This is a genomic window from Streptomyces phaeochromogenes (assembly GCF_001418655.1).
GTDB classification, from domain to species: Bacteria; Actinomycetota; Actinomycetes; order Streptomycetales; family Streptomycetaceae; genus Streptomyces; species Streptomyces phaeochromogenes.
On the sequence record NZ_LIQZ01000268.1, the window covers coordinates 1 to 9,165 of the forward strand.

At 72.3% G+C, this 9,165-nt stretch carries 9 protein-coding genes; 4 read left to right on the forward strand and 5 right to left on the reverse strand.

The window, feature by feature from the left end; all coding sequences use genetic code 11:
• The 3 genes from AOK17_RS31460 to AOK17_RS31470 all read right to left on the reverse strand — a co-directional run.
• A partial coding sequence (locus AOK17_RS31460; protein WP_157881438.1) for a serine/threonine-protein kinase occupies positions 1-627 on the reverse strand: 627 nt, incomplete at its 3' end.
• Between the two features lie 44 nt (positions 628-671).
• Entirely contained in the window at positions 672-2,864 is a 2,193-nt protein-coding gene (locus AOK17_RS31465) for a bifunctional serine/threonine-protein kinase/ABC transporter substrate-binding protein (RefSeq protein ID WP_055615972.1), read from the reverse strand.
• Positions 2,861-3,691: a hypothetical protein gene (locus tag AOK17_RS31470; protein ID WP_055615976.1), complete on the reverse strand. Its 831-nt coding sequence runs from the start codon at positions 3,689-3,691 to the stop codon at positions 2,861-2,863. The genes AOK17_RS31465 and AOK17_RS31470 overlap by 4 nt, the downstream gene beginning before the upstream one ends.
• A gap of 325 nt (positions 3,692-4,016) precedes the next feature.
• Here AOK17_RS31470 and AOK17_RS31475 point away from each other — a divergent pair, with 325 nt between their 5' ends.
• From AOK17_RS31475 to AOK17_RS31485, 3 genes are all read left to right on the forward strand, one after another.
• Positions 4,017-4,331, forward strand: a complete 315-nt coding sequence (locus AOK17_RS31475; protein WP_055615973.1) for a DUF6412 domain-containing protein — start codon at positions 4,017-4,019, stop codon at positions 4,329-4,331.
• Positions 4,332-4,532: 201 nt separating this feature from the next.
• Entirely contained in the window at positions 4,533-5,297 is a 765-nt protein-coding gene (locus tag AOK17_RS31480) for a YidC/Oxa1 family membrane protein insertase (RefSeq protein ID WP_055615977.1), read from the forward strand.
• Between the two features lie 167 nt (positions 5,298-5,464).
• Positions 5,465-6,322, forward strand: coding sequence for a fumarylacetoacetate hydrolase family protein (locus AOK17_RS31485; RefSeq protein ID WP_055615978.1), 858 nt, complete (start codon positions 5,465-5,467; stop codon positions 6,320-6,322).
• A 141-nt stretch (positions 6,323-6,463) separates the two neighbouring features.
• Here AOK17_RS31485 and AOK17_RS31490 read toward each other — a convergent pair whose 3' ends face one another.
• Positions 6,464-6,952 (reverse strand): heme-degrading domain-containing protein, encoded by a 489-nt coding sequence (locus AOK17_RS31490; protein ID WP_055615974.1) that lies wholly within the window; start codon positions 6,950-6,952, stop codon positions 6,464-6,466.
• Positions 6,949-8,070 carry a Gfo/Idh/MocA family protein gene (locus AOK17_RS31495; protein ID WP_055615975.1) on the reverse strand — a complete coding sequence of 374 codons (1,122 nt, stop codon included), beginning with the start codon at positions 8,068-8,070 and terminating at the stop codon, positions 6,949-6,951. The genes AOK17_RS31490 and AOK17_RS31495 overlap by 4 nt, the downstream gene beginning before the upstream one ends.
• 86 nt (positions 8,071-8,156) lie before the next feature.
• Between AOK17_RS31495 and AOK17_RS31500 the strand changes: the two genes are divergently transcribed.
• A partial coding sequence (locus AOK17_RS31500; protein ID WP_055615979.1) for an ROK family transcriptional regulator occupies positions 8,157-9,165 on the forward strand: 1,009 nt, incomplete at its 3' end.

A 9,165-nucleotide genomic window follows, 5' to 3' on the forward strand; every position in this document is an offset into this window, starting at 1 on the left:
GGTCGCCGCGTACGCCAGGACGCAGCCCAGCGAGAAGACGTCGCTCGGCGGGCCGATGTCACGGCCCTGCCCGCGGGCCTGCTCGGGCGAGAGATAGCCGGGCGAGCCGATCACCACATCGCTCGCGGTCAGCGCGGTGGCACCGGTGGAGCGCGCGATGCCGAAGTCGATCAGCCGGGGGCCGTCCAGGGCGAGCAGGACGTTGCCCGGCTTGACGTCGCGGTGCACCAGGCCCGCGGCGTGCACCTCGGTGAGCGCCTCGGCCAGCCGGGCGCCCAGCGCGCGGACAGTACGCTCCGGCAGCGGCCCGTGCAGCGCGACGGCCTCGGCCAGCGACGGGCCCGGTACGAAGGCGGTCGTCAGCCAGGGTTCGCGGGCCTCGGGCTCCGCCGCGGTGACCGGTACCACCCACCGTCCGGTGAGCCCGCTCGCCGCCTCCGCCTCGCGCCGGAAGCGGGCCCGGAAGCCATGGTCGGCCGCGTACTCCGCGCGGATCACCTTCAGTGCGACCAGCGCCCCGCCCGTCGAACGGGCCAGGTAGACCACGCCCATGCCGCCCGCGCCCAGCCGGCCGAGCAACCGGTGGCCGCCGACGAAGGGCGGGTCGCCCGGCCTGAGCGCGCGCACTCCCGAGGACCCCGCGCGCCCCTCCGCCTGCGCCTCGCTCACCACTACACCCTGGAGGCGGCTTCGCCGACGTAGCGGAACCGGCCGCCCTCGACCCGGTGCAGGGATACGCCCCAGCCGGTGAACTGGCCGTCCGTCGGCCTGAACGTGAACTCCTTGGTGACTCCCTTGTAGCGGCTCTTGCGCAGCAGGCCCACCAGTTCCTTGCGCCCCGGCGGCCGTTTGCCCTTCGTGGCTTTCAGCAACTCCTGGAGGACGAGGTTGACGGTGTCGTACGCCTCGGCGGCGTAGTAGCCGGGCGTGGCGTCGTAGCGCTTGCGGAAGGCGGTGGTGAAGGCCTTCGCGGCCGGTACGGCGGAAGGGTCGACGAACGACGAGGAGATCAGCCAGCCTTCGGCCGCCTCCCCGGCCCGTTTCAGGAACTCCGGGTCGAGTACAGCCTGCGGCGCGAGCCGCGGCCCGTCGAAGCCGGCCGTCGCCAGCGCTCGGGCCACCCGGGCCGCGCCCGGCGCGTAGCCGGAGTACACGAAGGAGTCGATCCCGGCCCGCAGCATGTCGGTGACGACGGGCTCGACGTCCTCGGTGTCCGCCGGGATCACCCGGGGGTAGGGCGGGAGGCCATGGCTGCGCAGCATGAGGGTGGTGCTCTGGGCGGAATCCCAGGAATACGTCTGCGCGGTGCGGTCCTGGAGCAGCCCGGGCAGCCGCGCCCCCTTCTGCCCCGCGAGACGGACGGCGAGTGCCATGGAGAGGATCGGGTCGGAGGCGCGGCACTGCAGGAAGGACCGGTATTCCTTCGAGGTCAGGATCAGCCCTCCGACCGTGACCGACAGCAGGGGCAGCAGGGCCTCGTCGTACGTGCCGAGGACCGCCTGGGCCGTTTCGTCGTTGCTCGGGCCGAGCACCGCGAGCACGTCCTCGTCCTGGATCAGCTTCTTGGCCGCGGCCGGTGCGCGCTCCGCGCTGCCGCCGTCGTCAGAGGTCTTCAGCGTGAGCTCGAAGGGCTTGTCCTTACGGGAGTTGAACTGCTCGACCGCCAGCCGCGCGCCCCGCTCCTGCCCCTGGCCCGCCGTGCGACGGGTCCCGCTCAGATCCGCCTGTACGCCGATCGCCCAGCGGCGGGCTCCCGACGCCGATGGGCCCTTGTCCTCGTCGCGCAGGACGGCCCAGGCCGCGGTTCCGCCCGCCGCCATGAGCACCGCCGCGCCGGAGGCCAGGAGCAGCCGTCGGCGGCCGGGTGACGCCGGCTGCGCGTCCTCTGGTGTTTCCCGTACTTCCGGTGCTTCCGCGACGGTCGGCTCGATGTCGGGAAGCGCCAGCATCTCGGCCGAACGGTCGGCGATGATCCGTACGATGTCCTCGGGCAGCCAGTCGATCTGCCCGCCCTCGGGGACCGAGTCCTCGACCAGCAGCACCGTGCCGATCTGCTCGGCCGTCGGACGGTCCGCCGGGTCCTTCGCCAGGCACAGCCGCAGCAGCGTCAGCAGCTCGACGCCCCCCGTGTCCTCCATGTCTTCCTCGGCATCGATGCCGGACAGGTCGGGTTCGTCGTGGACCGTGCGGTAGAGCAGGGCGTCGGCCGTGCCGGTGCCGAACGGCGGACGGCCGCTCGCCGCGTACGCCAGCAGACAGCCCAGCGAGAAGATGTCGCTCGCCGGGCCCACCGCCGCACCGCGCGCCTCGGCCTGCTCGGGGGAGAGGAAACCGGGCGTGCCGACGACCATGTCGGCGGAGGTGATCGCGGTCTCGTCGGTCGCGCGGGCGATCCCGAAGTCGATGAGACGCGGGCCGTCCACGGCGAGCAGGACGTTGGCGGGCTTCACATCGCGGTGTACGAGACCGGCGGCGTGCACCTCGCGCAGCGCCGCGGCGAGCATCCGGCCCAGGACGCGCACGCTGCGGGTGGGCAGCGGGCCGTGGCGGGCGACCGCCTCCTCCAGCGAGGGGCCGGGTACGAAGGCGGTGGCCAGCCAGGGCTCGTCCGCGTCCGGGTCGGCGCCGGTGACCGGCACCGCCCAGGGGCTGGTCACCCGGCGGGCCGTCTCGACCTCGCGGCGGAACCTGGCACGGAAGTCCGGCTCGTGCGCGTACTCGGCCTGGATGACCTTGACGGCGGCCAGCGCCCCGGCCTCCGTACGGCCGAGGTAGACCACGCCCATGCCGCCCGCGCCGAGGCGGGCCAGCAGCCGGTGGCCGCCGATCGAGGCGGGGTCGGTGGGGAGCAGCGGTTCGCTCATTCTGATGCCCCCAGCTCGCTTTCGGCGGCACTCACCATGGCGCCCGCCCCTTGCAGGAGGGCGGTGTTGACCTCGTCCATGGACCGGCCCTTGGAGCCCTTGCCGAAGGCGGCGACGGTGACCTGGCCCATTCGGCTCTGCGTCGAGTAGTAGTGGTGGGGGCCGCCGAGTTCGTCGCTGTAGTACTTGCCGCCCTCGGTGAGCATGTCCTCGGCGGTCAGGTTGCCCATCAGGCCGAAGCCCGCGCCCAGGGAACCCAGCTCGGTGATCCGTTCACCCTGGCGGAGCTGCTGGTCGGGGCAGCGCAGCGCCTCCTCCAGCGTTCCGGCCATCTCCCAGTCGGCGTCCTTCACGGTCCGGTGCACGGTGACGACGGCGGCGACGCGAATGGGGCCCTTGCCGTCCTCCGCGGGAAGTTCGCTGTAGCGGGTGAGGGTGGCGAGCACAGTCGCGGGCAGCGGCTTGAGCTGCCAGACGCAGTCCGTGTCGAGTACGGGCCGGAAGGCGGGGTCACTCTCGTACGGGCTGCGCTTGACGAATCCGGGGCCCCATCTCGCGGGCGCCGCCGCGATGGCGCGGGCCAGGCGTAGGGCCTCCGCGCGGGTCTTCGGCGCGCGGCCGGGATCGGGGGTGAAGTCCAGGCCCGTGGCACTGGGACTCGGGGCCGGACTGGAGCGGGTGTCACCGCTCGCGGTCGGGCCCTTTGAGCCGGTGGGTCCGGACCCGGCGGGCTTGGCGGTTCCGTCGCCACCGCCCCCCGAACAGCCGGCCAGTATCAGCCCGGTGGCCAAGACGCCGACACACAGCCGGACGCGTCTTCGGTACACCCGCAACACCCCCAACTCCCCACACACGTAAGCGTGTTCCCCCGCAGGGAGCGTAGCGACTATGCCCCTGGGGTACTACGACTCCGGCGGAGTCCGTGGTTCCTCGAAGCCGGAACTTCCGCGGCGGATTTTTCGCGGAGCCGAATAAGGAGTGCGGTGGCCGGGATGCGCGGCGGCCGGGGTGTGCTGCTCACCGGCGGCAGCCGCTCCCGGGGGCGGATCCTGTATAACGGCAGGAGAGCACAGAGCGAGACAGCGCGAGACCGCGTGAGCCAGAACGAGACCGCGCGAGACCGCGCGAAGAGAACCGGAGGGAGGGCAGCCGATGACACGGACCTGGGCGCAGCTCAAGCCCGCCGTTCTCCTGTTCGTCCTCCTCCTTCAGGTGGCGCTCCTCGACACCGGCAGCCTCGCCGGAGCCGTCGCCGTCACGTTCGCGGCGACCGCCGCGGCCGGGTCCGCGCTCGCCGCCTGTTCCCTCATCGCCTCCCGGCTCGCGCCCGCCGTACCCCGTACACGGGTCCGTACGGCCATTCGCGACCGTGAGCGGCGCACGGCGTTCCTGCCGCAGCGCGACCCCGACGCCCGGGGGCGCAGGCGTCCCCGAGCACCCGGCCGTTCCCTCCTGACGGCCGCGTAGGGGACCACTCTTCGGATGCTCTGAGAGCGTCCGCGGGTCTTCAGGACGCTCTCGGAGCGTCCCCAGGAGATTTCCGGAGAACCTCAGCAGACCCCCGCGCGGGTCGTCATGCCGACGTACGTCACGTCTCATCTCCTCGGCACGACGAGACCCACGGAGGGCTCATCCATGTCCGGCTTCTCTTCCCTCTTCTCCTCCTTCATGTCCGCCTTCGCGAGCCTCGTCGAGGGGCTCGCCGAACTGCTCGAACCGCTCTTCCAGGCTTCGGCGGCGGCAGCCGCGATCGTCCTGTTCACCGCGCTCGTACGACTCCTCGTGCATCCCCTGTCCCGGGCCTCGGCGCGCGGGCAGCGGGCGCGGGCCGCCCTGCAGCCGCAGATCGCCGCACTGCGCAAGAAGCACGGCAAGAACCCCGAGAAGCTCCAGAAGGCGGTGCTGGAACTGCACGCCAAGGAGAAGGTCTCGCCGCTCTCCGGCTGCCTGCCCAGCCTCTTCCAGCTGCCGGCCTTCTTCCTCCTCTACCACCTGTTCTCGAACTCGCGGATCGGCGGCGAGGCCAACTCCCTGCTCGCCCACCAGCTCTTCGCAGCGCCGCTCGGCGGTCGGTGGGCGGACGCCCTCGGCGACGGCGGGGTCCTCGGGGGCGCCGGGCTGGTGTACCTGGCCCTGTTCGTGATCGTCGCGGCCGTCGCCACGTTCAACTACCGGCGTACGAAGCGGATGATGGCCGCCAGTGCTCCGGTGGCCGCGGCCGGCGGCGACCAGGGCGCGCAGCAGGTGCCGGGGCTCGGCGCGATCACCAAGGTCATGCCGCTGATGTCGTTCCTCACGCTGTTCACCGTGGCGGTGGTGCCGCTCGCCGCCGCGCTGTACGTGGTGACCAGTACGACGTGGAGCGCGATCGAGCGGGCCGTGCTGTACCGGGACATGCCGGGGGCCGCGCCGGCCGCCGCCGTACTCGGCTGACGCGGCAGGGATTCATCAGCTCGGGTGCCGGCCGGTCCGGGTGGGAGGTTACGGTCCAGTCCGTGAACCGGGTCTTGCGGACTGGACGCCGACCTTGGACGATCGACCAGTCCTCCGATGGCTGCACCTGTCGGACGGGCCGCCCGCGATCAAGGGAGATTGTGATCATGAAGCTGCTGCGAGTCGGTACGACAGGGGCCGAGCGGCCCGCGCTCCTCGACGCCGAGGGAGTCCTGCGGGACCTGTCGGGCGTCGTGCCGGACATCGACGGGGCGCTGCTCGCCGACGACGCGGCGCTCGGCCGGATCCGTACCGCCGCCGAGGCCGGGGAACTGCCCGTGCTCGACGCGGACGGGCAGCGGGTCGGCCCGCCGGTCGCCCGGATCGGCAAGGTCGTCTGCATCGGCCTCAACTACCACGACCACGCCAAGGAGACCGGCGCCGAGCCACCCGCCGAGCCGGTGATCTTCTTCAAGGCGGCGGACACGGTCGTCGGGCCGTACGACACCGTGCTCGTGCCGCGCGGCTCGGTGAAGACCGACTGGGAGGTCGAGCTGGCCGTCGTCATCGGGCGTACGGCCCGGTATCTCGGCTCGCACGAGGAGGCGCTCGCGCATGTCGCCGGGTACGCGGTGGCGCACGACGTGTCCGAGCGGGAGTTCCAGATCGAGCGGGGCGGGACCTGGGACAAGGGGAAGAACTGCGAGACGTTCAACCCGCTCGGGCCGTGGCTCGTGACGGCGGACGAGGTTCCCGACCCGCAGGGGCTGGGGCTGAAGTTGTGGGTCAACGGGGAGCTGCGGCAGGACGGGAGTACGTCCGACCAGATCTTCCCCGTTGCCGAAGTCGTGCGGTACGTGAGTCAGTTCATGACTCTCTATCCCGGAGACGTCATCAACACCGGTACGCCGGCGGGGGTTGCTCTGGGGATGCCCGAGCCCAAGCCGTTCCTGCGGGCGGGGGATGTCGTGGAGTTGGAGATCGAGGGGTTGGGGCGGCAGCGGCAGGAGTTCAAGCCGGCGTAGCGCTCCGCCGGGTGGGGCGGGGGACTGCGGCGCGTTGTCGGCTGCGGGTCCGTCGTCGTGGCTGGTCGCGCAGTTCCCCGCGCCCCTGAAAAGCTAAAAGATTGCGCAGTTCCCCGCGCCCCCAAAAAGTCCCCCGGCGCCTTAAAGCGTTGCCGCGAAGTGCTCCAGCGCCTCTACCACCATTGCGTGGTCCTCCAGTTGGGGGAGGCCCGAGACCACCACCGTGCCGATCACTCCGGCGCCCTCGACCGTGATCGGGAAGGCTCCGCCGTGGGCCGCGTAGACGTCGGGGTCCAGGCGGGAGGAGTCCTCGAACGTCGTGTTCTTGGCTCGGAAGCGGGTGCCGACGAGGAGGGACGAGGCGGCGTAGCGCTCGACGACCCGGCGTTTGCGGTCGATCCAGGCGTCGTTGTCGGGGGTGGAGCCCGGCAGGGCGGCGTGGAAGAGTTGCTGGCCGGCCCGGCGGATGTCGATGGCGACGGGGGCGTTGCGCTCGCGGGCCAGTTCGACGAGGAGCGTGCCGAGGGCCCACGCGTCGTCGTACGTGAAGTGAGGGAGCGTCAGGCGGCGCTCCTGCTCCTCCAGTTCGGCGACGGTCGGTGCGGTGGTCGGTGCGGTGGGGGCGCTCACAGGGACACCGTCACGTTCTCGCGGGCCGAGCGGCGCGCGCCTTCCAGGACGTCCAGGGCGGCGGCGGCCTCCAGGGCCGTGACCGGGTTCTCGCCGGTGCCGCTCAGGGCGGCGGCGACGGCCGCGTAGTACGCGGGGTACGCGCCGGGCAGGGTCGGGACCGGGGTTCCGCCGCCGGTCAGCGGGGACTCGCCGGAGCCGACGCGGCCCCACAGCTCCTCGGGCTCGACGCCCCACTCCTTCTCCTTGCCCGCGACCGGGCGCTCGCCGTCGCGCAGGGCGGCCTCCTGGGGGTCGAGGCCGTACTTCACGTAACCGGCCTTCGAGCCCAGCGTGCGGAAGCGCGGGCCGAGTTGGGCGGTCGTCGCGGAGGCGTAGAGGTGGGAGCGGACGCCGTTCGTGTGCGTGATCGCGATGAACGTGTCGTCGTCGGCCTCGGCGCCCGCGCGGCGTACGTCCGACTCCGCGTACACCGTGGCCGCCGGGCCGAAGAGGACCAGCGCCTGGTCGACCACGTGGCTGCCGAGGTCGAACAGCAGACCTCCGACCTCTGCCGGATCGCCGGACTCGCGCCAGCCGCCCTTGAGTTCGGGGCGCCAGCGCTCGAAGCGGGACTCGAAGCGGTAGACGTCACCGAGGCCGCCCTCGGTGATGAGCTTCTGGAGGGTCAGGAAGTCGTTGTCCCAGCGGCGGTTCTGGAAGACGGAGAGCAGCAGCCCGCGCTCGTCGGCGAGGGCGGCGAGCTCGCGGGCGTCCGCGGCCGTGCCCGCGATCGGCTTGTCGACGACGACCGGCAGGCCCGCCTTGAGGGCGGCCGTGGCGATCGGGACGTGCGTCTTGTTCGGGGACGCGATGACGACCAGGTCCAGCTCGTCGGCGCGCGGCCACAGCTCGTCGGGGGTCGCCGCGATCCGTACGTCCGGGAACTCGTCCCTCGCCTGCTGCTGCCGGTCCGCGTTCGACGTGACCACCGTGTCGAGGGTCAGGCCCTCGGTCGCGGCGATCAGCGGGGCGTGGAAGACGGAGCCCGCGAGGCCGTAGCCGACGAGGCCTACGCGGAAGGGGGCCGCGCGGACGGGGCCCTCGCCGAGGGAGGTGCCAGTGCCTGTACCAGTCATGCCATCCACTTAAGCAACGCTGTTGCCAAAGTGCAAGCGCGGGGGACAATGGGGGTGTGGACGCACGCAAAACAGGGGGGATCCGAGTGGCTGGGATCGGGGCTGGTTCCGGAGCGGCCCGGGTGGGCGGCGGGGTGAACCTGCTCGCGCTGCGCAGTCACAACGCCGCCCTGCTGCTCGATCTGCTGCGACGGGCCGGGCGTACGGGGATGAGCCGCCTCGAACTCGCGGAGCGTACGGGGCTGACGCCTCAGGCCGTCAGCAAGATCACCGCCCGTCTTCGGGAGGACGGGCTGGTGACCGAGGCCGGGCGGCAGGCATCCACCGGCGGCAAGCCGCGCACGGTGCTGCGGCTGGTGCCGGAGGCCGGGCACGCGGTGGGGCTGCATCTCGACCGGGACGAGCTGCGGGTCGTACTCGTCGATCTCACCGGCGCGGTCGTGGGGGAGCGGTGTGCTCCGCTGGACCTGGGGGCCGGGGCGGACGCCGTGTTCGACGTGGTCGTGGCGGAGTTCGGGGAGGTGGTGGCGGAGCTGGGAAGTGCCGCGTCCACCGTTCTCGGGGTCGGTGTCGCCATGCCCGGGCCTCTCGATCACACGCATGGCGTGCTGCACCGGGTGACCGGGTTTCCCGAGTGGGACGGCTTTCCGCTGCGTGATGCGCTCGCTCGGCGGCTCGGAGTGCCGGTCGTGCTGGACAAGGACACGAACGCCGCTGCGCTCGGGCTGGCGGTCGGGGGTGAGGCCGGGGCCTTCGCCTACCTCCATCTCGGTACGGGGCTGGGGGCCGGGCTCGTCCTCGGTGGGGCCGTGCATCGTGGGTCCCGGACCGGGGCGGGTGAGTTCGGGCACCAGGTCATTCAGCTGGACGGGCCGCCCTGTTCCTGCGGCAACCGGGGGTGCGTCGAGGCGTTGTGCCTCGCGGCGGTGGCCCGGGGGGATGTGGACGAGGCCGCGCGTGTCCTTGGGGAAGGGGCCGCGAACCTTGTGGGGCTGCTGGACATCGACCTTGTGCTGCTGGGCGGGCGCACGGTTGCCGCGGAGTCCGCGAGGTTCGTTCGGGGAGTCGGGGCGGTGCTCGATGCTCGGGCTCGGC

Bases quoted from the DNA above. Each gene is read 5' to 3' on its own strand.
- AOK17_RS31465 (WP_055615972.1), bottom strand. From the start codon at position 2,864: ATGAGCGAACCGCTGCTCCCCACCGACCCCGCCTCGATCGGCGGCCAC.
- AOK17_RS31475 (WP_055615973.1), top strand. From the start codon at position 4,017: ATGACACGGACCTGGGCGCAGCTCAAGCCCGCCGTTCTCCTGTTCGTC.
- AOK17_RS31480 (WP_055615977.1), top strand. From the start codon at position 4,533: ATGTCCGCCTTCGCGAGCCTCGTCGAGGGGCTCGCCGAACTGCTCGAA.
- AOK17_RS31485 (WP_055615978.1), top strand. From the start codon at position 5,465: ATGAAGCTGCTGCGAGTCGGTACGACAGGGGCCGAGCGGCCCGCGCTC.
- AOK17_RS31495 (WP_055615975.1), bottom strand. From the start codon at position 8,070: ATGACTGGTACAGGCACTGGCACCTCCCTCGGCGAGGGCCCCGTCCGC.